General features: G+C 74.5%; 22 protein-coding genes. 12 read left to right on the forward strand and 10 right to left on the reverse strand.

From position 1 onward, the window contains the following. Nucleotides 1-184 precede the first annotated feature (184 nt). Together ACGFZN_RS00885 and ACGFZN_RS00890 are read right to left on the reverse strand one after the other, a co-directional pair. Nucleotides 185-460: a hypothetical protein gene (locus tag ACGFZN_RS00885; protein WP_393856303.1), complete on the reverse strand. Its 276-nt coding sequence runs from the start codon at nucleotides 458-460 to the stop codon at nucleotides 185-187. A 21-nt stretch (nucleotides 461-481) separates the two neighbouring features. Beyond that, nucleotides 482-1,513 carry an SDR family oxidoreductase gene (locus ACGFZN_RS00890; protein ID WP_393856304.1) on the reverse strand — a complete coding sequence of 344 codons (1,032 nt, stop codon included), beginning with the start codon at nucleotides 1,511-1,513 and terminating at the stop codon, nucleotides 482-484. A gap of 173 nt (nucleotides 1,514-1,686) precedes the next feature. On the opposite strand from ACGFZN_RS00890, the gene ACGFZN_RS00895 reads away from it, so the two are divergent. Continuing rightward, complete coding sequence (locus ACGFZN_RS00895) at nucleotides 1,687-2,559, forward strand: alpha/beta fold hydrolase (RefSeq protein WP_393856305.1); 873 nt, start codon at nucleotides 1,687-1,689, stop codon at nucleotides 2,557-2,559. A gap of 284 nt (nucleotides 2,560-2,843) precedes the next feature. On the opposite strand, the gene ACGFZN_RS00900 is transcribed toward ACGFZN_RS00895, so the two are convergent. Together ACGFZN_RS00900 and ACGFZN_RS00905 are read right to left on the reverse strand one after the other, a co-directional pair. Further along, complete coding sequence (locus ACGFZN_RS00900; RefSeq protein ID WP_393856306.1) at nucleotides 2,844-3,500, reverse strand: HAD family hydrolase; 657 nt, start codon at nucleotides 3,498-3,500, stop codon at nucleotides 2,844-2,846. Between the two features lie 49 nt (nucleotides 3,501-3,549). After that, the gene (locus ACGFZN_RS00905; protein WP_393856307.1) at nucleotides 3,550-4,593 is read right to left on the reverse strand and encodes a PHP domain-containing protein; all 1,044 of its coding nucleotides are present in this window, start codon (nucleotides 4,591-4,593) and stop codon (nucleotides 3,550-3,552) included. Between the two features lie 168 nt (nucleotides 4,594-4,761). On the opposite strand from ACGFZN_RS00905, the gene ACGFZN_RS00910 reads away from it, so the two are divergent. Then, entirely contained in the window at nucleotides 4,762-5,565 is an 804-nt protein-coding gene (locus ACGFZN_RS00910) for an SDR family oxidoreductase (protein ID WP_393856308.1), read from the forward strand. Nucleotides 5,566-5,661: 96 nt separating this feature from the next. Further along, entirely contained in the window at nucleotides 5,662-5,907 is a 246-nt protein-coding gene (locus tag ACGFZN_RS00915; protein ID WP_393856309.1) for a hypothetical protein, read from the forward strand. 229 nt (nucleotides 5,908-6,136) lie between these two features. Here the strand turns inward: ACGFZN_RS00915 and ACGFZN_RS00920 are convergent, their stop codons facing one another. Further along, entirely contained in the window at nucleotides 6,137-6,697 is a 561-nt protein-coding gene (locus ACGFZN_RS00920; RefSeq protein WP_393856310.1) for a VanZ family protein, read from the reverse strand. A gap of 243 nt (nucleotides 6,698-6,940) precedes the next feature. Between ACGFZN_RS00920 and ACGFZN_RS00925 the strand changes: the two genes are divergently transcribed. From ACGFZN_RS00925 to ACGFZN_RS00950, 6 genes are all read left to right on the forward strand, one after another. Then, nucleotides 6,941-7,135 (forward strand): hypothetical protein, encoded by a 195-nt coding sequence (locus ACGFZN_RS00925; RefSeq protein ID WP_393856311.1) that lies wholly within the window; start codon nucleotides 6,941-6,943, stop codon nucleotides 7,133-7,135. Beyond that, nucleotides 7,132-7,584: an MrpF/PhaF family protein gene (locus ACGFZN_RS00930; RefSeq protein ID WP_393856312.1), complete on the forward strand. Its 453-nt coding sequence runs from the start codon at nucleotides 7,132-7,134 to the stop codon at nucleotides 7,582-7,584. Before ACGFZN_RS00925 ends, ACGFZN_RS00930 begins: the two co-directional genes overlap by 4 nt. A 128-nt stretch (nucleotides 7,585-7,712) precedes the next feature. Next, entirely contained in the window at nucleotides 7,713-7,973 is a 261-nt protein-coding gene (locus ACGFZN_RS00935) for a Na(+)/H(+) antiporter subunit B (RefSeq protein WP_393856313.1), read from the forward strand. Further along, nucleotides 7,970-8,707 carry an MnhB domain-containing protein gene (locus ACGFZN_RS00940; RefSeq protein WP_393856314.1) on the forward strand — a complete coding sequence of 246 codons (738 nt, stop codon included), beginning with the start codon at nucleotides 7,970-7,972 and terminating at the stop codon, nucleotides 8,705-8,707. Before ACGFZN_RS00935 ends, ACGFZN_RS00940 begins: the two co-directional genes overlap by 4 nt. Before the next feature lie 8 nt (nucleotides 8,708-8,715). Next, nucleotides 8,716-9,063: a sodium:proton antiporter gene (locus tag ACGFZN_RS00945; RefSeq protein WP_330342723.1), complete on the forward strand. Its 348-nt coding sequence runs from the start codon at nucleotides 8,716-8,718 to the stop codon at nucleotides 9,061-9,063. Further along, entirely contained in the window at nucleotides 9,063-10,835 is a 1,773-nt protein-coding gene (locus tag ACGFZN_RS00950; protein WP_393856315.1) for a complex I subunit 5 family protein, read from the forward strand. The genes ACGFZN_RS00945 and ACGFZN_RS00950 overlap by 1 nt, the downstream gene beginning before the upstream one ends. Before the next feature lie 44 nt (nucleotides 10,836-10,879). Here ACGFZN_RS00950 and ACGFZN_RS00955 read toward each other — a convergent pair whose 3' ends face one another. Then, nucleotides 10,880-11,530 (reverse strand): DUF4230 domain-containing protein, encoded by a 651-nt coding sequence (locus ACGFZN_RS00955; protein WP_393856316.1) that lies wholly within the window; start codon nucleotides 11,528-11,530, stop codon nucleotides 10,880-10,882. A gap of 234 nt (nucleotides 11,531-11,764) precedes the next feature. Between ACGFZN_RS00955 and ACGFZN_RS00960 the strand changes: the two genes are divergently transcribed. Beyond that, nucleotides 11,765-14,026 carry an ArnT family glycosyltransferase gene (locus tag ACGFZN_RS00960; RefSeq protein WP_393856317.1) on the forward strand — a complete coding sequence of 754 codons (2,262 nt, stop codon included), beginning with the start codon at nucleotides 11,765-11,767 and terminating at the stop codon, nucleotides 14,024-14,026. A 25-nt stretch (nucleotides 14,027-14,051) separates the two neighbouring features. On the opposite strand, the gene ACGFZN_RS00965 is transcribed toward ACGFZN_RS00960, so the two are convergent. Together ACGFZN_RS00965 and ACGFZN_RS00970 are read right to left on the reverse strand one after the other, a co-directional pair. After that, nucleotides 14,052-14,432 carry an anti-sigma factor antagonist gene (locus tag ACGFZN_RS00965; RefSeq protein ID WP_393856318.1) on the reverse strand — a complete coding sequence of 127 codons (381 nt, stop codon included), beginning with the start codon at nucleotides 14,430-14,432 and terminating at the stop codon, nucleotides 14,052-14,054. Nucleotides 14,433-14,583: 151 nt separating this feature from the next. After that, nucleotides 14,584-15,534: an NADP-dependent oxidoreductase gene (locus ACGFZN_RS00970; RefSeq protein ID WP_393856319.1), complete on the reverse strand. Its 951-nt coding sequence runs from the start codon at nucleotides 15,532-15,534 to the stop codon at nucleotides 14,584-14,586. A 72-nt stretch (nucleotides 15,535-15,606) separates the two neighbouring features. Between ACGFZN_RS00970 and ACGFZN_RS00975 the strand changes: the two genes are divergently transcribed. Both ACGFZN_RS00975 and ACGFZN_RS00980 read left to right on the forward strand, forming a co-directional pair. Next, on the forward strand, nucleotides 15,607-16,575 hold the full coding sequence (locus ACGFZN_RS00975; RefSeq protein ID WP_393856320.1) for a GlxA family transcriptional regulator: 969 nt from the start codon (nucleotides 15,607-15,609) through the stop codon (nucleotides 16,573-16,575). Between the two features lie 62 nt (nucleotides 16,576-16,637). Beyond that, nucleotides 16,638-17,480, forward strand: a complete 843-nt coding sequence (locus ACGFZN_RS00980) for a hypothetical protein (protein WP_393856321.1) — start codon at nucleotides 16,638-16,640, stop codon at nucleotides 17,478-17,480. 9 nt (nucleotides 17,481-17,489) lie between these two features. Here the strand turns inward: ACGFZN_RS00980 and ACGFZN_RS00985 are convergent, their stop codons facing one another. Together ACGFZN_RS00985 and ACGFZN_RS00990 are read right to left on the reverse strand one after the other, a co-directional pair. Beyond that, nucleotides 17,490-19,115, reverse strand: coding sequence for an amidohydrolase (locus ACGFZN_RS00985; RefSeq protein ID WP_393856322.1), 1,626 nt, complete (start codon nucleotides 19,113-19,115; stop codon nucleotides 17,490-17,492). A 17-nt stretch (nucleotides 19,116-19,132) separates the two neighbouring features. After that, a complete protein-coding gene (locus tag ACGFZN_RS00990) occupies nucleotides 19,133-20,635 on the reverse strand; it encodes an APC family permease (RefSeq protein ID WP_393856323.1) in 1,503 nt (500 codons plus the stop codon). Nucleotides 20,636-20,662 lie beyond the last annotated feature (27 nt).

Consider the following 20,662-nt stretch of genomic DNA (forward strand, 5'->3'; position numbering starts at 1 on the left):
CGCCTCCGGAGGGTGGCTGCGGCGGCGGGTGATGCGTCGTGGGCGCGCACGCGCCGCGGCTCGTCGGTGCCGGGTGCCGACGCGAGCTCGTCCCAGGTGCGGCGCGGCCTCGGCTCAGGCAGGCGTGTCGTCCGCGAGGGGTGCCGGCGCACGGCCGTTCCCGTGCGCCGCATCGCCCCCCGGCTCACGCCGGTGACTCGTCCGGTGACGGGTGTTCCGGGTGGACCGTCCCCGAGCGCGGTGAGCCGCGCCGCCCCGTGCCGGCCTCGTCCGTGTCGGGGACGTCGGCGTCCTGCGGGGAGGCGCCCTCGCCGGAGTCCTCGGCGCCCGGAGTGTCCTCGTCGCGCCGGCCGGGGCGGACCTCCCACGGGTCCTCGCCCGCGCCCGCCTGCTGGTCGGGCATGTCCCTCGGGACCGGGCCGGTGCCGCGCTCCGGCTCGCCCTCGCGTTCTGCGGCCATGACGTGCTCCCCTCGGTCCGCTCAGCCGACCTTGCGCCCGCGCATCGGCTCGGTGTCCATTCCCGCGCCCTTCTGCAGGCCGTCCAGGAACTCCTGCAGCACTTCGGTGGCCGTGCGCCGCGGCTGCCAGCCCAGTTCGGTGTGCGCCCGGCCGCAGTCCATCAGCGGCAGGCGCAGCACGGCGTCGAACAGGTGCGGCGAGGCGGGCAGCAGATGCAACCCCCAGGCCGCGGCGATCGCCGACCGGGCCGCCGTGCGCGGCAGCCGTACGGGGCGGCTGCCCAGCATCTCGGCCAGCACGGCCGCGTCGAGCGGCGGATCCGCGGCGAGGTTGAACGCGCCCCGCGCGCCGGCCGTGTGCACCGCCAGCCGGTAGGCCTCGGCGGCGTCGTCCGTGTGCAGCGCCTGCACCCGGAGCCCCGGGATGTCCGGCAGGAAGGGCAGCAGTTCGGGGCGGGCCAGCGGACCCGGCAGGAACCGCCCGCCGAAGATGCGCCGCTGCTCGCTCGCGGACTGCCACTTGAACAGGAACGCCGGGCGCATCCGCACCACCCGCACCTCGGGGTGGTCCCGCTCGAACACGTCCAGCGTGCGCTCCAGGTACGCCTTCTCCCGGCAGTAGGCGGCGTCCGGCCAACCGTGCGTCGGCCAGGACTCGTCCACCGCTCGGTCCTTCGGGCCCGGCGAGTACGCGCCCACGGAGGAGGCGTGCACCAGCACCGGCACGCGCGCGGCGGCTACGGCCTCGAACACCCGGATGCCGCCGAGGACGTTGGTCCGCCAGGTGGTCGCCGGATCGTGCGTCGGCTGGAACGCCCAGGCCAGATGGATCACCGCGTCCGCGCCCTCGAACCGCTCGGCGAGGTTGTCCTGGTCGGCGGCGAGGTCGACGGCGGACCACTCGGTCTTCGGCGGGGACCACCCGGGCGTACGGCGGGCCAGTCCGCGCACCGACCTGACCTCGGGATCCTCCGAGAGCAGCCGCACCACGCTCGTGCCGACATTGCCGGTGGCGCCGGTGACGACGACCCTGCTGCCCGCTGCGCTGCTCACCTTCGGCTCCTCTCGGCCAGGGTTTCGCGGACGGCCGGGTACCCGGGTGCGGACGCGGATATACCCGGCCATGACGTGGGGGGTAATCGACCGGCGTGCCCGGTTTGGGGAGTATCGGGACCGTCAGCGCGGCGAGAGACGTCGCACCAGGTCCCACCGCCGAGGAGGCACCCATGCCGTACTTCGACAGCCCCGTCGACGGCACCCGTCTGCACTACGTCGACCACGGCCCCGCAACCGGCGCCGTCGTCGTCTTCGCCGCCAGCGCCTACCTCGGCCACGAGATGTGGGAGTACCAGACGCTGCCGCTCGCGGAGGCCGGGTTCCGCTGCGTGGCCCTGGACCGGCGCGGCCACGGCCGCTCCGAGGACACCTGGAACGGCTACGACCTCGACACCCTCGCCGACGACCTGCACGGCCTGCTCGACCACCTCGACCTGCGCGGCGTCACCCTCGTGGGGCACTCCGTGGGCACCGCCGAGGTGATCCGCTGCGTGACCCGGCACGGCGCCGCGCGCGTGGACCGGGTCGCCCTGGTGGCCGGGGTCAGCCCCGGGACCGTCCGCTGCGCGAACCTCCCGGAGGGCGTCGGCCCCGCGGAGGTCCGCGCCGACGAGGAACTGTTCCGGCGCGACCGGGCCGCCTACTTCACGCTGCTCGCCGACGACTTCTTCGCCGTCGGCCAGGGCAACGACGTCTCCCCGGCCTACGTCCGCCATCTGATCGACCGCTGCCTGGTCGCCGGGCCCCGCGCCGCCACCGGCGTCCGGGCCGTCGTCGCCGGGCTGGACCTCACCGACGAGCTGCCCGCGCTGGACCTGCCGGTGCTGGTGGTGCACGGCACCCACGACACCTCCGCGCCGCCGGCCCTCACCGGTGAGCGCGCGGCCCGCCTGGTGCCGGACGGCACCCTGAAGGTGTACGAGAACGCCGGGCACGGCCTGTTCGCCACGCACGCGGCACGGCTCACGGCCGACCTGCGGGAGTTCGTCGAGGCGGGCGTCCGCGCGGGCGGGCCGGTCGGTGCCGGAGCGGCCGGCCGGTGACCGGGCGAGCGGCGGCCGGCCCGGTGGGGGAGTGCGGCGGTGTGCCGGGCAGCAGAAAGCCCCGGCCGTGACGGGGGATTCACGGCCGGGGCGGTCGGTGGCGGGAACGGATGGCGGTCGCCTCTCGGCGAAAGGCTCCACAGGGCTTCAGCCGAACGATCGTCCCTGTGGGCCAAGGGTGAGGCCCGGGGACACTGTCCCATCCGTACCCACGCCTTGTTCAACGGGCAACCACACTCGGGTGTTCCGGTCATCCCTGTGACCTGTGTCACTCTCTGTGAAGGTCAGGCCAGAGGGCTTTGGTCGAGTCGTTCCAGCAGGTCGGCGGGGTCGGCGTACACGGCCTCCGCCCCGGCCTCCCCCAGGTCGGCCCGGGGGATCCCCCCGCACAGCACCCCCACACAGCGCACCCCGGCCTTGCTGCCCGCCCGCATGTCCCACACGGTGTCCCCGACGAGCACCGCCCGCGAGGCCGGCACCCCGGCCAGCTCCAGCGCGTGCTCCACGGGCTCCGGAGCGGGCTTGCCCTCCCGCACGTCCTCCGAACTCGCGGTGTCCGCGATCGCGTCGTCGGCGTCGATCGCCCGGCGCAGCGCGCCCAGTTCGGCGCCGCTCGCCGAGGTGGCGAGGACGACCGTCCAGCCGTCCCGGTGGAGCCGGCGCAGCAGCTCCCCGGCCTTCGGCAGGGCGGGCAGCCGGTCGAAGTACTGGGCGTACAGCGTCTTGTGCGCGTCGCTCAGCCGGCCGTCCTGGTCCTTGTCGCGGCCGTCGCCGAGCAGGTGGGCGACCAGGTCCGCGGAGCCGAGGCCGACGGCCCGGTGCACCGCGTGCATGGGCACGTCGTACCCGGCCTGCCGGAAGGCCTCCCACCAGGTGACGACGTGCAGGTGATTGGTGTCGACCAGGGTCCCGTCGACATCGAAGACGGCGGCGCGCTCCATCAGGTTTCCTCCCGGTTCTCGGTGCGGGCCGGGTACCACACCGGGCAGGTCAGGAACCCGCGGCGCGGGCCGGAACCCGGCCGTCCCGGGTCCAGGCCAGCAGCTCGTCGGCGGACCAGGTGGTCACCACCCGCTCGGCGGGCACCCCGCACTCCTCGGCCCGGGCGCAGCCCAGGATCTGCCAGTCCAGCTGGCCCGGCGCGTGCGCGTCGGTGTCGACGGAGAACAGCACCCCCGCGTCCACGGCCCGCCGCAGCAGCCGGCGGGGCGGGTCCAGCCGCTCGGGGCGGCTGTTGATCTCCACGGCCGTACCGGACTCGGCGCAGGCGGCGAACACCGCGTCCGCGTCGAACTCCGACTCCGGCCGGCCCCGGCCCGTCACCAGCCGGCCCGTGCAGTGCCCGAGCACGTCGGCGTGCGGATTGCGGACGGCGGCCACCATCCGGCGGGTCATCGAGCGGGCGTCCATCCGCAGCTTGGAGTGCACCGACACCACGACCACGTCGAGCCGCCGCAGCAGCTCCGGTTCCTGGTCCAGCGAGCCGTCCTCGAGGATGTCGCACTCGATGCCGGTGAGCAGCCGGAACGGCGCCCACCGCTCGTTCAGGTCCGCCACCACCTCCAGCTGCTCGCGCAGCCGCTCCGGCGACAGGCCGCGGGCCACGGTCAGCCGGGGGGAGTGGTCGGTGAGCGCCGTCCACTCGTGGCCCAGACCGGCCGCCGCCCGCCCCATCTCCTCGATCGGGCTGCCCCCGTCGGACCAGTCCGAATGCGTGTGGCAGTCCCCCCGGATCAGCGCCCGCAACTCCGCCCCGGCGCCCTGCGCGGCGGCCGGCGCCCCGGCCTCCTCCTCCAGCTTGCGCAGATACCCGGGCACCTCTCCCGCCAGCGCCTCCCGCACCACCTGCGCGGTCTTCGGGCCGACCCCCTTGAGCGCCTCGAGCGTCCCGGCGCCGGCCCGCTCCGCCACCTCCTCGGCCGGCAACGCGGCCAGCGTGCGCGAGGCGGTGCGGAAGGCCTTGACGCGGTAGGCGGGCGCGAGCGCCCGCTCCAGCAGGAACGCGATCCGGTCGAGGGCAGCCACGGGATCCATGCACCCCAGGGTGCCCGAGACGCCCCGGCGCGGCGCGGGGAACCGCGCGGGCGGCTCCGTCGCACCCGCGGCCCGCGACGACGCCCGGGCGGGCGGACGCGACCGTTTGCCGCCCCCGCCCCCGGGTACTGCGGACACGCCCGCACCCCCACCCTGAGGAGGCTCGCCATGTCCACACCGGCCGCACAGCGCACGGCGTTGGTCACGGGCGCGGACTCCGGCATCGGCCGCGCCACCGCCGTACGCCTGGCCGAGGCCGGCCTGGACGTCGGCATCACCTGGCACACCGACGAGAAGGGCGCCGAGCAGACGGCCGAGGAGGTCCGCGGCAAGGGCCGCCGCGCCGCCGTCGCCCGGCTGGACCTCACCCGGCTGCCCGAGGCCGCCGACACCGTGGACGAACTCTGCGCCGAACTGGGCCGCCTCGACGTCCTGGTCAACAACGCCGGTACGGGCACCATGACGCCCTTTCTCGACCTCACCCTGCCGGACGTGCGCCGCGTCCTGGACGTCGACCTCGTCGGCCCCTTCCTGTGCGGGCAGCGCGCGGCCCGGCACATGATCCGGCAGGGCGACGGCGGCCGGATCGTCAACGTCACCTCCGTCCACGAGCACCAGCCCCGGGTCGGCGCGGCCCCGTACTGCGCGGCCAAGGGCGGACTCGGGCTGCTCACGCAGGTCATGGCGCTGGAACTGGCGGAGTTCGGCATCACGGTGAACGCGGTGGCGCCGGGCGAGATCGCCACGCCGATGACCGGCCAGGAGGACACCGACGTGCACACCGAGCGCCGGCCGGGCGTGCCCCTCGGGCGGCCCGGTGACGCCCGCGAGGTCGCCGCGGTCATCGCCTTCCTGGCCGGCCCGGACGCCTCGTACGTCACCGGCGCCTCCTGGAGCGTCGACGGCGGCATGCTCCGGATGGGCCCGCAGGCCGGTTCCCATCTGACCAGCGACGACTGGCGCCGTCCCTGAGCGGGCGGCCCGGTGAGGCTCCGGGAAGCGCCGGTCCGCCGGCCGGCTTCCCCCCCGACGACCCGTCGGCGCGCGATGCGTTCTAGGCTCTATTGCATGACCGAACAAGCAGCTCCCCACATCTCCCGCCCGCGGATCCTGGTGCTCGGAGTGTGCCCGGGCAAGCCCGGCGAGCCGCCCTTCCGGATCATGGAGATCGACGGTCAGGTGGTCGGTCAGGCCAGGACCGTCACGGACGTCCTGGAGGCGGCCGCCTCGTACGGCATCACCATCCACGACCTGGACGACCCCGACGTGGTGCGCTGGGTCGGCGGGGACAAGTACACCTGGACGGTGCACTGAGCGGGACGGTGCACTGAGCGGTCCACGGCCCGGCCGGCCGCCCGCTGCCGGACCGCGGCACCGTCGCTGTCGCCGTCCCCGTCGCAGAGCCGGACCGGCGCGCCGTGCGCCGGTCGACGCCGGGCGCTCACCTGCCGGCCGGCCCGCAGGCGCGTGGGTCCCGCCGACGCCGCCGCCGACCGAATCGGCGGGCAGCGTCCAGGCACTGACGCGGTCCCGTCGCTGACGGTCAGTCAGCCGGCTTCGGCGGGCGCACCCGGCGGTGCACCGCACGCCCGAGCCGCCGCCCCAGCAGCAGCCAGCCGAGCAGCGCGCCGGACGTGTTCAGCAGGACGTCGTCGATGTCGAAGGCCCGCCCGGTGATCAGTGCGCCCTGGACCAGCTCCACCATCAGCATCACCAGCGCCGTGAGCGCCACGACCTGGAGCACACCGCGCGCCCGCGGGGCGAGCACCGGCACCAGCACCCCGAACGGAACGCCGAGGAGCAGGTTCCCGCCGATCTGCCGCACCGCCTCCCCCGCCCGCGCGTGCTCCAGGTAGGCCCGCAGGGAGCGCCCGGGATGCACGTTGCTGTGCGTCAGATGCACCGAGGCGGGCGACGGCTCCAGCGTGATCCGGGCCAGCACGACGGCGAACGCCACCATGAACGCGAACGCGACCAGCATCGCCGCCAGTCGCACGGGCAGCGGAAGCGCGTGCCGTGCGGCCGGCCGGCGGGCCTTCGTGGCAGGCGCCCGCCTCCATGGGGCGCTCAGCGCTTCGGGCAGCCGCGGGACGGCACGGGTCATGACACACCTCCGCCGGTCAACTTCCGTGTCCGTCAGGCCGGTTACCCGGCAACCGGCCCGCAATGCCGGCTGCCGGGCGGCGCTGGGCGCAACCACGGCGTTTCCGTTCACGCTCCCGGGGCACTCCGGATGCGGACCCGCGTGCCGCCGCCCCTCCACGGGCCCGGCGGTGCTTGGATGCCCCGAGCGGCATACCGGATGCTTCGCCGCGCATGCGTACAGAGCGGACCGAGGAGGTGGCGGATGACCGGGCGTACGGCGCCGCGCACGTTCCTCCTCGCGGCCGGTGAACTCCTCGCCTGGTGGGCGGCGCTGACGCTGCTGTGGCTGGTGCTCATCACCCCGGTCTACCCCCTGGAGTGGGCCGTCGGCGGAGGTTCCGCGGCCGTCGGGGCGCTGCTGGCACGGGCCGGCCGGCGGGCGGTGACCTGGCGGTGAACGGCTGGATCCTCGCGGCGGCCGTGGAGATCGGCGGGGCAGGGTCGGCCGCCCTGTGGGGCGTGACCACCGGGGCGCCGGGCCGCCGGGTCGTCGCCCAGAACATGACCACCTCGGCCCTGTGCCCGGCCCTGCTGCTGCTCTCCCAGGGCTACGGCCGCCCGGCGTACGTGGACCTGGCCCTCCTGCTGGCCCTGCTCGGCCCGATCGGCACGCTCGTCTTCGCCCGGCTGCTCTCCGACGAACTCGAGCGCGAGCGGCCGAGCGCCTGGGGACTGACCTGGACTGCCGCCGCGCTGAGCGCGGTGGTCGTGGCCGCCGTCTGCGTGCCCGTCGGACCCGGCCGCGCCATGGCGAAGCTGCTGGTCATCGGCGCCCTCCTGATCACCGGCAACGTCATCGCCTCGCGCGCCCTCTCGGGCGGCTTCCGGGGGGTGCGCGGTGGCTGACGAGCGCGGTGCCCGGTGTGCCGGCGGACCGGCGGGGACGGAACGCCGGCGGCATCCGGAGGTGCGCGGTGACGGACGGCGGCCCGTACGGAGTTTGACGGCCCGTCGGCCGGGAGGGGGAGCGGGGCATGAGTGATGCCGTGATCGTCGTCGCGCTGCTGCTGACGGCCGCCTCGGCCACCGCGGCCGTCGTACAGCGCGACCCCGCCCGGCAGGCGCTGGTGCTGTCCGTGCTCGGCACCGTGCTGGCCGTGCTCTTCACCGTGCTCCAGGCGCCGGACGTGGGCCTGTCCCAGCTGGCCGTCGGCTCCGCGCTCACCCCGCTGCTCATCATGCTGAGCGTGCGCAAGGTCAGACGGCGCGGCCGGCCGCAGGACGGTGCCGAGTGAACCGGCTGCGCCTCGCCCTGCTGGCCGTCGGCGGCGCAGGCCTGGCCGCCCTGCTCGTCGCCGCCTGCCTCGATCTGCCGGGCTTCGGCGGCCGCACCCACCCCTACGGCACCCGCGCCGTGCACGCCTCCCTCACCCGGCACACCGCCAACACCGTCGCCTCCGTCAACTTCGACCAGCGCGCCTACGACACCCTCGGCGAGATGAGCATCATGTTCGCCGCCGTCCTCGGCTGCGTGGTGCTGCTGCGGCAGGCCCGCGACGAGCACCGCGCCCGGCCGCAGCCCGCCGAGGTGGTGCGCCCGGTCCGCCGGTACGCGCTGATCGTGCTGCCCGTCGCCCTGGTCACCGGCCTCTACGTCATCGCCCACGGCCAGCTGAGCCCCGGCGGCGGCTTCCAGGGCGGCGTGGTCGCCGCGACCGCCCTGCACCTGCTGTACCTCGGCGCAGACTACCGGGCGCTGGAACGCGTCCGGCCGCTCACCGTCTTCGAGACCTCCGACGCGCTCGCGGTCTCCGCGTACCTCATGCTGGGCGTCGCCGGAGTCCTGGGCGGCACCGCCTTCCTGGCCAACACACTGCTGCCGTACGGCACCTTCAACACCCTGTCCTCCGGCGGCGCCGTCCCCCTGCTGAACGCGGCCATCGGCATCGAGGTGGCGAGCGCGGTCGTCGTGCTGCTCGCGAACTTCCTCGACCAGGCCGTCGAGATCGAGGAGGAGCACGGGAGTTGAGATCCGTGATGCACGTCCTTCCCTATCTGGTCGCCGCCTACGTCTTCCTGACCGGCTGCTACGGCCTCGCCACCAGCCGCAACCTGATCCACGCCGTCGGCTGTCTCGCGGTCTGCCAGTCCTCCACCTATGTGCTGCTGCTCGCCGTCGGCTACCGCGACGGCGGCACCGCACCGGTGTTCTCCGACATCAAGCCCGGCTCACGGCCCGTGGTGGACCCCGTCGTCCAGGCCCTGACCCTCACCGACATCGTCGTCGGCGCCACGGTCACCGCCCTGCTGCTCGCCCTCGTCCTGCAGATCGCCAAACGGCACGGCACGGTCGACCCCGACGAACTGCGGGAGCTGCGCGGCTGATGCACCATCTGCTCCCGCTGCTCGTGGCGGTCCCCCTGCTCGGCGCCGCCCTGCTGGTCGCCGTCGGCCGCCATCTGCCCCGGATCGCCGCCGAGATCACCGGTTTCGCGTTCTCCGGGGCCACGGCCGCCCTCGCGCTCGTGCTGCTGCTGAACTCCTCGCCGCCGATGGTCGAGTGGGTCGGCGCCTGGCTGCCCGTCGGCGGTGAGAGCGTCGGCATCGTGGTCCTCGGCGACGGCCCCGCGCTCGGCATGGCCGCGCTGGTGTCCCTGCTGACGCTGGCCGCCCTCGCCTACTCCTGGCGCTACTTCGACGAGCCGCCGCGCGACCACAGAGGCGCCTTCACCGCGCTGATGCTGGTCTTCCAGGGGGCCATGTGCGGATTCGCCATCGCCGGGGACCTGTTCAACGCGTTCGTGTTCTTCGAGCTGATGAGCGTCACCGCCTACGCGCTCACCGGCTACCGCATCGACGAGGCCAAGGCCGTCCAGGGCGCGCTGACCTTCGGCGTCGTCAACTCCCTCGGCGCCTACGGCATGCTGATGGGCATCGGTCTGCTGTACGCCCGTACCGGCGAACTCGCCATGGCGAAGATCGGCCGCGGTCTCGACAGCGCGGCGGGGCACGGGGGAGGGGACGCGCTGGTGCTCGCCGCCTTCGTCCTCGTGGTGGCCGGGCTGCTGGTGAAGGCCGCCGCCGTACCCTTCCACTTCTGGCTCCCGGACGCGCACGCCGTCGCCCCCACCCCGGTGTGCATGCTGCTGTCGGGGGTGATGGTCGAACTCGGCGCCTACGGCGTGTGGCGGGTGTACGGCACCGTCTTCGCCGGACCCGGCGGCATCCCCGCCGCCGACCTGACCCGGGCCCTGGTCACCCTGGGCGCGCTCACCGCCGCGACCGGCGCCGTCATGTGCTGGTACCAGCGGCACATCAAACGGCTCCTGGCCTACTCCACCGTCTCCCACACCGGCCTGTTCCTGATGGCCCTCGGCGTCCTCACCCCCGAGGGCGACGACGGCGCCGCCCTCTACGTCCTCGGGCACGCCGGTGTGAAGGCCGCGCTGTTCGCCTGCGCGGGCGTGCTGCTGGACCGGTACGGCTGCCTCGACGAGCACACCCTGCACGGCCGGGCACGGGAACTGCGCGGGACCGGCGTGCTGTTCGCCGTCGGCGCGCTCGCTCTCGCGGGGCTGCCCCCGTTCGGCACGGGGCTCGGCAAGGCGGTCAGCGAGGAGGCGGTCGGCGGCCCGCTCAGCGTGGTGTACGTCGCCGCCTCCGCCCTCACCGCCGGCGCCGTGCTGCGGGTCGCCGCGCGCGTGTTCCTCGGTCTCGGACCGCAGCCTGAGGAGGCCGGCTCCGAGCTGGAGACCAGCGGATCCGAGGAGGAACCCGAGACGACCGGACCGCTTCGCCGGATCCCCGACACCATGAGGACGGTCCCTGCCGTGCTCCTCGCCGCCGCGCTCGCCGTCGGCGCGGTCCCCGGATTCGGCGACCTGGTCGCCCGGGCCGTCAACGAGGCCGGATCCGGCGGCGCCCACGCCTCCGCCGCGTGGACGGCCCATGGCGTCCTGCTGGGCCTGGCCGCCACCGTGCTCTCCGTCGCCCTCGCCGGCCTCGCCGTCACCCGCCCGGACTGGACCGCCGCCCCCGACTGGGCCGCCCCCCTGCGCCGGCTGCAGTCCGGGCATGTCGGCGACTACGTGGCCTGGTTCCTGATGGGCACCGCCGTGCTGGGGGCGCTGGCCCTGCCGGGGGTGCTCGGCGGCTGACCGGCCGCCCGGGGCAGACCCGTCCCGCGGAGGGGAAGGCCCGCTCAGGAGCCGTAGACGACGTGCACCTCCCGGAAGCCGAGGGAACGCAGCAGGCCCCGGAGCATGCCGGTGGTGTTGGTCTCGGCGCGCGCGGTCAGGCCGCTGTCCTTCGCCGCGTCGGCGATGTGCCGCACGGCGAGCTTCTGCACGGCCTGCTCGCTGTCCGGGTTGTCCGAGAACAGATCGCCGAGCCGGTCCAGCAGACCGCGTTGCTTGGACACGGCGTAGGAGTGGTCCGGGTCGAGGGCCGGCCTGCCGAGCCGGGCGTGCGGCAGCCGGATGGTGGCGGACGTGCGGTCGCCGCCGACCCGTACGTCCTTCTCGCCGACCCGGCCGAGGTCGACGTACGCGTCCACGGTGCCCGCACCGACGTACAGGGTGCGGGTGCCGCGGATCGCCGAGGGCAGGTACTTCGCGTCCTTCTCCAGATCGACGACCACCTGGAAGTCGCCCGAGGCGGCGTCGTAGCGGCTCATGTCCTGGATCGACCTCAGGAGAGCGGGACCGGAACGGTCGTGCGTCTCGGTGCCGAACAGGTCGTTGATGCCCGGCAGCACGGCCAGCCGGATGCCGGCGAACAGCACGGCGAGCACGAGGACCAGTACGGCGACGGCCTTGGCCCAGCCGGGCAGGCGCCTGACGGAAGTCGTCATGGTGACGTTCCTCCTTCCCCCTCTGCGGTTGCCCCGTCAACCGCCCGGTCAGACCGGCTCGTCGGGGCGGCACCGCGGGCGGAGGCTTTCAGCAGGTAAGGAACGCGCATTTCTCTTGCACATGTGATGTCACGTCATCAAAGAGCTTAAAAAACATCTTGGGCGCGGTGAGAATTTCCTTGAAGGGTGCCGCCGTGGCGCCTCTCGGGCGCCCGGTGGCCAAGACTGCTGGCCATGGCCACGAACGTCCTCGACGCAACCGCGTCCACCGGTGCCGGCCGCCGCCCGCCCCGGCGGTCGCCCTGGCGGTCCCCGGTGGGCGAGCCCGCGTACGCACGACCGGCGCTGCTGCTGCTCACCGCGCTCGCCGCCGTCCTCTACGGCTGGGGCATCGACCACAGCCAGTACCACACTTTCTACGCGAGCGCCGCCCGCAGCATGACGGAGAGCTGGAAGGCCTTCTTCTACGGCTCTTTCGACCCCGGGAATTCCATCACGCTCGACAAATTGCCGGGATTCCTGTGGCCGCAGGCGCTGTCCGCACGGCTTTTCGGATTCCATCCGTGGAGCCTGGTCCTGCCCCAGGTCCTGGAGGGAATGGCCTGCCTGCTGGTCCTGCACCGCCTGGTGCGCCGCTGGGCGGGCGTGAACGCCGCGCTCGTCGCCTGTACGGCCTTCCTGGTGACCCCCGTGGCGGTCGGGCTGTTCCGCACCGCCGTCGAGGACCCCGCGTTCACGCTGTGCCTGCTGCTCGCGGCCGAGGCCACCAAGCGTGCCGCCGGTGCCGGCCGGCTGCGCCCGCTGCTGCTGGCCGGTGTGTGGGTCGGTGTCGGCTTCCAGGCCAAGATGCTGGAGGCGTGGGCCGTGCTGCCCGCACTCGCCCTGGTCTACCTGCTGTCGGCGCCGCTCACGCTGCGCCGGCGCCTGGTGCACCTCGGCGTCTCCGCCGTCGTGATGACCACCGTGTCGGCGTCGTGGATGCTGGCCGTCGCCCTCACCCCGGCCAAGGACCGGCCGTATGTGGATGGCACCACCAACAACTCCGCGTTCAGCATGGTGGTCGGCTACAACTTCCTCAGCCGCTTCTCCTCGCTCGGCGTCAGCGCGGCCTCGACCGGCAGTGTGAGCGCCACCCAGGGCGGCGGCGGTCACGGTGGCGCCGGACGGGTGGGCCTCGGCGCCGGGGACGCCGGCCGGCGCGGTACCGGCGCGTTCGGCGCGGGCGGGGCACGCGCCGCCCAGGACGGCGGCCTTCCCCGGGGCGCCCGTGGCGCGGCGGCCGGCGGCGCCTTCGGCCGGGACCAGAACGGCTGGTCGAAGATGTTCGGGACCTCGCTCGCCTCCCAGACCGGCTGGCTCTACCCGATCGCCGCCGTGGCCGCGGCCTGCGGACTGCTGTGGCGCCGGGGACGCCCGCGCACCGACCGGCTGCGCGCCGGATACGTCCTGTGGTCCGCCTGGCTCGCCCTGTACTTCCTGGTCTTCAGCGCGGGCAGTGTCGCCGGACACACCTACTACATGGGCGTGATCGCGGTGCCGCTCGCCGCGCTCACCGGAGCCGGGACCGTGCTGATGTGGCGCGCCCACCGGGCCGGCGGACCGCGCGCCTGGGCGCTTCCGGCCGCGGTCCTGGGGACGGCCGCCTGGGCCGCGTACCTCGCCGGGCAGTTCCGGGCGTTCCTGCCCTGGCTCGCGCCCGCGGTGGCCCTGCTCGGCGTCGCCGCCGCCGGGCTGCTGATCCTCGCCCGGCCCGGCCGGCCGCATGCCGCGGGCCGTCTCGCCCTGGCCGGACTGGCCGCTTCCCTGGCCGCCCTGCTCCTCGCTCCGACCGCCTGGGCCGTGCAGGTCTTCAACCCCGCCTACCGCTCGTCGATCATGGGCGCGGTGGGCCCCACCGGCACCGGCCGCGGCGGCGGGACGGCGGGCAACGGGCCCGGCTGGTTCGGCCGGGTGGCCTGGACCGGCGGCGCCCCGTCCGGGCGGACGGCACGCGACGCCGCCCGCGTGGCGGGTCGCGGCGGCTTCGGCGGCGCCCGGGGCGACGGCTCGCTGACCGCGGGCCAGCGCCGCCTGCTCGACTACGCCCGCGCCCACCAGGGTCAGGCCGCCTACACGTTCGCCACCAGCGGCTGGAGCACCGCGGCCCCCTACATCCTGGCGACCGGCGCCCATGTCCTGCCGCTCGGCGGGTTCAGCGGCCGGGTGCCGTTCCCCACCGAGACGCTGTTCCGGCAGCTGGTCGCCGCGGGCAAGGTGCGCTTCGTACTGCTGGGCGGCGGCCGCGGCACCGGGTTCGCGGCCACCGGCCCGAAGTACCCCGCGGGCACCGCCGGTTCGACCGCCGGCCCGGCGATGACGGACGCCGCGCGGATCACCCGCTGGGTGCAGTCCGCCTGCACGGTGGTGCCCGCCTCGCGGTACGGCGGTACGGCCGTCGCCGGCGACGGCCCGATGGCCACCGCCCAGACCCTCTACGAGTGCGGGCCCGGCCGGTAGCGCGTCCCCGGTGACCGGGCGGGAGTCACAGCGAGCCGGAAGCGGCCTCGGACCGGGCCACGGCCGCGTCCAGCGTCGGGAGCGGGGGCAGCAGCCGGGACAGGCCCGTGACCCGGAAGACCCGCAGGGTCAGCGGATGCGTGCACACCAGGTGCAGCTGCCCGCCCGCGTCCAGCACCCGGGCGCGGGCCCGGTACAGCAGCCGCAGCCCCGAGCAGTCGAAGAACTCCACCGACCGCAGGTCGATGACGACCCGCGCGCCGGGCCGGTCGGTGGCCCGGTCCAGGTAAGGGCCGATCTCCGTCGCCGAGACCAGGTCGATCTCGCCGCGCAGCTCCAGCACCGTGTGCGCCCGGTGCTCGTACACGCGGAGGTGACGGGTGAGTGGCGCAGGCTCGTCTCGCACGACGGCATCACCTCCCACCCGTGCCCGGACGTCGGTCTCCCGATCGTCAAGTTACCCTCGATGGAAGGAATTTGAGCATGTTCGGTTGACATATGTCTTCGAGTTTGAAGCATGTCGCCCGCCAACTGCGCCCAGCGACCGGAGTTGACGGTCAGTCGACCAGAAGGACCAGCTTCCCGGTCGTCCGCCCGGTGTCGCCCACTTCGTGCGCCTTCGCCGCGTCGGACAGCGGGAACGTGCCGGCGATCGTCGCCTTCAGCTTCCCCGCCTCCGCCAGCTCCGCGATCTTCTCCATCCCGGCCCGGTCGGCATCCACCAGCATGCGCACGGCCCGCACGCCGAGGCGCTCGGCCTCGTCGTGGAACTCCCGCGACCCGACCGGCAGGATCGACACCACGACACCGCCCGGCCGCAGCACCTTCAGCGACGCCACGGAGGTGTCCCCGCCGATCGTGTCCAGCACCACGTCGACGTCCCGGACCGCCTCGGTGACATCGGTCGTCCGGTAGTCGACCGGCTCGTCCACGCCGATCTCCCGCAGGAAGTCGTGCTTGCCGGCGCTGGCCGTGCCGATCACGTAGGCGCCGCGCGCCTTGGCGATCTGCACCGCCACATGCCCGACGCCGCCCGCCGCCGCGTGGATCAGCACCCGCTGCCCGGGCCGTACGTCCGCGTGCTCGGTCAGCGCCTGCCAGGCGGTCAGGGACACCAGCGGCAGCGCGCCCGCCTGGGTGTGGTCGATCGAGGCCGGCTTGCGCGTCAGGGCCCGGACCGGGGCGATCACGTACTCGGCGTGCGAGCCGTGGCCGAAGGGGTAGGGCAGCATGCCGAAGACCTCGTCGCCGGGCGCGAAGGCGGCCACGCCGATCCCGGTCTCCACGACCTCGCCGGAGACGTCCCAGCCGAGGACGAACGGCGGCTCGCCGAGGAAGCCGCCGGTGGCCCGGTGCTTCCAGTCGGTGGGGTTGACTCCGGCGGCCCGTACCCGGACCAGCACCTCGTTGGGGCGCGGCTTCGGCCGCTCCAGCCGTACTTCCTTCAGCACCTCGGGACCGCCGAGGACGTCCTGGCTGATGGCTCGCATCGTGTTCACATCGCTCATGGTCACCCAGCCTGCCGGGCGCCGCCCGCCCAGGGAAATGGCATGATTGCCAAGCTCCGATAGGATCGTGCCATGAGCGGTCTGCAGTTCCTCACCCGGCGCCCCGAGCGGGTCGTCGTCCTCGCCCTGGACGGCGTCTACCCCTTCGAGCTGGGCATCCCCAGCCGCATCCTCGGCGCCGCCGACGGCCACTACGAGGTGCTGACCTGCACGGTCGACGGCCGCCCGGTGCGCACCAGCGCCGACTTCACCATCGGCGTCGCCCACGGCCCGGAGGTCCTCCGCACGGCGGACACGGTGGTGGTCACCTCGATGCCGCCGGAGTACATCCCCAGGGAACTGCCCGAGGAGGTGGCCGCGGCCCTCGCCCTGATCCGCCCGGACGCGCGCATCGTCTCCATCTGCACGGCCGCCTTCGTGCTCGCCGAGGCCGGCCTGCTGGACGGCCGCCGGGCCACCACGCACTGGCAGGTGGCCGACGTGTTCCGCCGCCGGTACCCGCGGGTCGACCTGGACCCGGACGTCCTCTTCGTCGACGACGGCCGCATCCTCACCTCCGCCGGGGCCGCCTCGGGCGTCGACGTGTGCCTGCACATCGTCCGCACCGACCACGGCAGCGCACTGGCCAACTCCGTCGCCCGCCGCTGTGTCGTCCCGCCGTTCCGGGACGGCGGCCAGGCCCAGTACATCGAGCAGCCGGTCCCCGTCAGCGGCGCGGCGAGCACGGCCGCGACCCGCGCCTGGGCCCTGGAGCGCCTGGACGAGTCGCTCACCCTGTCCGACCTCGCCGGACACGCGCGGATGAGCCTGCGCACCTTCGCCCGCCGCTTCCACGACGAGGTCGGCCTCAGCCCCGGCCGCTGGCTGATCCAGCAGCGCGTCGCCCGCGCCCGGCACCTGCTGGAGTCCAGCGACCTCCCGGTGGACCGGATCGCCGCGGAGGTCGGCTTCGCCACAGGTGCCTCGCTGCGCCAGCACCTGAACGCCGCGATCGGGGTGTCCCCGCAGGCGTACCGGCGGACCTTCCAGCAGGCCCGCTGAACGTTCCGGCCCGCTCCCGCGTCGCAGGGGGGCACACAGGACACGGGAACAGGGGGCGGGACATGCGCAGAGGGCTGCCGGCGGTGGCGGTGCTGACGGTCGTGACGGTGGCGGGGTGCGGCGGCGCGCCCCGCCCGGACCTGGTGGTGAAGGGCACCGCGCCGGCCTCCCCGTACCGCGGACCGCTGTACGTGAAGACCCGGCAGACCGACGCGAGCGGACCCCGCGCGCTGCGCCTGGCCTCCGGGGCGGCGGGCCGGGCGCTGGAGTGCGACGGGGAGATCTTCGCGGGCTCGGGCCCCGACGGCTGGAGCGAGCGGGAGGGCGGCAGGACCCCCAAGGACGGCCTGCGGCTCTTCTTCGACATGGTCCAGCCGGAGCTGCCCGACCACGGCTGGCGCGCGGAACGCCGGGCGGGGGACCGGGTGCTGTACTCCTACGACGTCGGCGGCCGGACCAAGGCGGCCGTCGTGGTGGCCAAGGACCAGAAGAACCGGCCGGGTTGGGGACCGGAGACGAACGCCTCCTGCGACCCCGCCGAGTTCCCCGCCGCGTTCGCGGCCGCCCAGGGCTGGGAGGTGTGGACGGACCGGCACGGCAGACGGGTGCCGGTGAGCACGCTGACCAGCTCCGCCGGTCCCGAGCACTGCGGCTGGCAGTCCGCCCGCTTCCTCGACCTGGACGGCGCGACCTACGCCCGCGACCCCGACGGCGTGCTCGGCGAGGAGCTGCTCACCGCGCCGTACCGGGGCCGCGTCCGGATGCCCGCCGACGCCCGCGACACCGGATACCGCTACCGCGACCGGCGCCTGTGGCTCACCCCCGACCGCGCCACGGCCTATGTGCGCACCTCCGCCGGCGTGGAGGCATGGCCCCGGCTGAAGCAGGGCGTCGGCTGCGAGTGAGCCGGCGCCTCACCCGGCCCGGTACACCGGCTGCCCGCCGACGACGGTGAGTGCCACGCGGGTCTTCGCGACGGCCTCCGGCGGCCCGGCGAACGGATCGCGGTCCAGCACCACCAGGTCGGCGAGCGCCCCGGCGGCCACCCGGCCGGTGTCGTCGAGATGGTTCACGTACGCCGATCCGGCCGTGTACGCCGCGAGCGCGTCCGCGAGGCCGAGCCGCTCGTCCGGGAGGAACACCGGCCCGGCGCCGCCCGGCTCCACCCGGTTGACCGCGACGTGGATGCCCTGGAGCGGATCGGGGCTGCTCACCGGCCAGTCGCTGCCGGCCGCCAGCCGCGCCCCGGACCGCAGCAGGGCCCGGAACGGGTACTGCCGGGCGGCCCGTTCGGGTCCGAGGAAGGGGATCGTCAGCTCGTCCATCTGCGGCTCGTGCGCCGCCCACAGCGGCTGGATGTTCGCGGTGGCGCCGAGCCGGGCGAACCGGGGCACGTCGTCCGGGTGCACGACCTGGAGGTGGGCGAGATGGGGCCGGGTGTCACGCGGCCCGTTCGCGGCGCGGGCCGCCTCGACGGCGTCCAGGGCGTCGCGTACGGCCCGGTCGCCCAGCGCGTGGAAGTGGCACTGGAAACCGAGCGCGTCCAACTCGGCGACGAACCCGGGCAGTTCCGCCGGGTCGACGAAGCTCTTGCCGCGGTTGGCGGTGGCGCAGCCGCACCGGTCCAGATAGGGGTCGAGCAACGCCGCCGTGTGGTTCTCGGCGACCCCGTCCAGCATCAGCTTCACCGAGCCCGCCCGGAACCGGCCGTGACTCAACGCGGCCCGCTTCTCCACCAGTTCCGGGATCTGCTCGGCGCCGCGCTCCCGGTCCCACCACAGCGCGCCCCGCACGCGCGCGGTGAGCGAGCCGTCGCGGGCCGCCGTGAGATACGCCTGGGCCGGATCGTCCATGCCCAGGAAGTCGCCGACCAGCGCGTCCTGCCAGGCGGTGACGCCGAGAGAGTGCAGGTACCGCTGCGCGCCGAGCAGCGCGGCCAGCCGGTCGGCGGGCGTGGCGGGCGGGGTGAGCCGGCCGACCAGCCGCATCGCGCCCTCCTGGAGCGTGCCGCCGGGCTCCCCGGAGGCGTCCCGCTCGATCCGCCCGTCGGCCGGGTCGGGCGTGTCCCGGCCGATGCCGGCCAGCCGGAGCGCCCGGCTGTTGACCCAGGCGCCGTGGTGGTCGCGGTTGGGCAGGTACACCGGCCGGTCCGGCACGACCGCGTCCAGCAGCTCCCTGGTGGGGGTACCGCCCGCGAACGCCTCCATCGACCAGCCGCCGCCCAGGATCCACTCCCGCTCCGGGTGGGCGTCGGCGTACGCCCGTACGGCGGCCACGGCCGCCTCCGCCGTCGTCGTGCCGGACAGATCGCACTGGGCCAGCTCGAGACCGGCGGGCACCGGATGGACGTGCGCGTCCTGGAAGCCGGGCAGCAGCAGGCGCCCGGCGAGGTCCACCACCTCGGTGCGCGGACCGGCGAGTTCCCGGACCTCGTCGTGCCCGACGGCGGTGATGCGGTCGCCGGTGACGGCCACGGCGGTCGCCGTACGGCCCCGCGGAGTGAGGACGGGACCGCCGGTGAAGAGGAGATCAGCGTGCATGTGCCTTTCCTGACGGGTCAGTGGGAGGTGGTGAGCAGCTCGGGAGCGTCGGCGTCGGTGCCCGCCCCGCCGCGGAAGTACGGCGACCGGCGCACCCATTTCGCCCATGCGGCCACCGCGAAACCGGACACGATCATCGCGACGGGCATGAGCAGCAGGAACCAGCCGTTGTCCGCGCGGAGTTCGAGATGGTCGACGGAGGTGTAGAAGGACCAGCCGAGATAGCCGCCGAGGCCCAGCAGGGCCAGCGCGCTCACCGCGGGCAGCAGCACCGCCCGCACGCCCTGCGGCCGGTCCTCGCGCAGCAGGTGGCGGAAGCGCACGGCGGCCGCCAGCGCGGTCAGCGCGTAGGACAGGGCGACGACGATCCCGACGGCGTTCACGATCGCGTCGATCATGTCGGCCAGGCGCGGGATCACCAGCGCGCCCGCCGCCACCGCGACGGCCAGCGCCCCGATCAGCAGCGTCCCGGCCGCCGGGGTCCCGTACCGGGTGCTGACCCTGGACCACACCGGCCCGAGGGTGCGGTCCCGGCTCATCGCGAACGTCCCGCGTGCCGTCGGGATGACCCCGGCCTGCAGCGAGGCCACCGCCGAGAACATCAGGGCGACCAGCGGCAGCGCGGCCAGCGGCCGGTCCGCCAGCCGGTCCCCGAAGTACGTCAGCCCCTGCGCTCCATGGCCCGCCAACTCGCCCTGCGACAACACCCGTTGGAAGGCCACCGAGCCGAGCAGGAACAGCCCGAGCATCGCCACCAGCGTGATGGTCCCGGCCCGGGAGGCGTCCCGTGGGTCGCGGACCTCCTCGTTGACGGTGAACGCCGCCTCGAACCCCCAGTAGCAGAACACCGACAGCAGCAGTCCCTGCGCCAGCGCGGTCGCCGAGGGGATCGCGAACGGGTCGAACCAGGAGAGGCGGAAGGAGTGCGGCCCGGTCACGATGCCGTAGCCGCAGAACCCCAGCAGGACGGCGTACTCGAAGACCAGCAGGCCGGTCTGCAGCCGGGCCGCCGCGCGGACGCCGGTCACGGCGGTCACGGTGACCGCGGCCAGGACGACGATCCCCACCGCCGTCGTCTGCGCGGTCGAACCCGGATCGAGGCCGAGCGATCCGACCCGGTGCAGGCCGGCCTCCCCGGCCAGCTGCAGCAGCGCCGAGCCCGTGACGGCCGTGGTGTAGGCGAGGAACGCCACGCTCGCCACGACGTTCACCCAGCCGGTCATGAAGCCGAGCCAGGGGCTGAGCGAACGGCCCACCCACACATAGCCGTTGCCCGCGTTCGGCTCCACCCGGTTCAGCCGCGAGTAGGCCCCGGCGATCCCGAGGACGGGGAGGAACGCCAGCAGCATGATCGCCGGCAGATGCGGGCCGACCACGCCCGCGGTCACCCCGAGCCCGATGCCGATGCTGGTCGTGGCGGCCGTACTGGAGGCGGCGACGGCGACGCCGTCCACCACGCTCAGGGATCTGCGCAGTTCGGGCCGCACAGGGGGATCGACTCCGAGGCGTCTGTCGGTCATGGCCGGTTCTCCGCTCGCACCGCGGGG

It is taken from the genome of Streptomyces sp. NPDC048192, assembly GCF_043202415.1.
Lineage (GTDB): Bacteria > Actinomycetota > Actinomycetes > Streptomycetales > Streptomycetaceae > Streptomyces.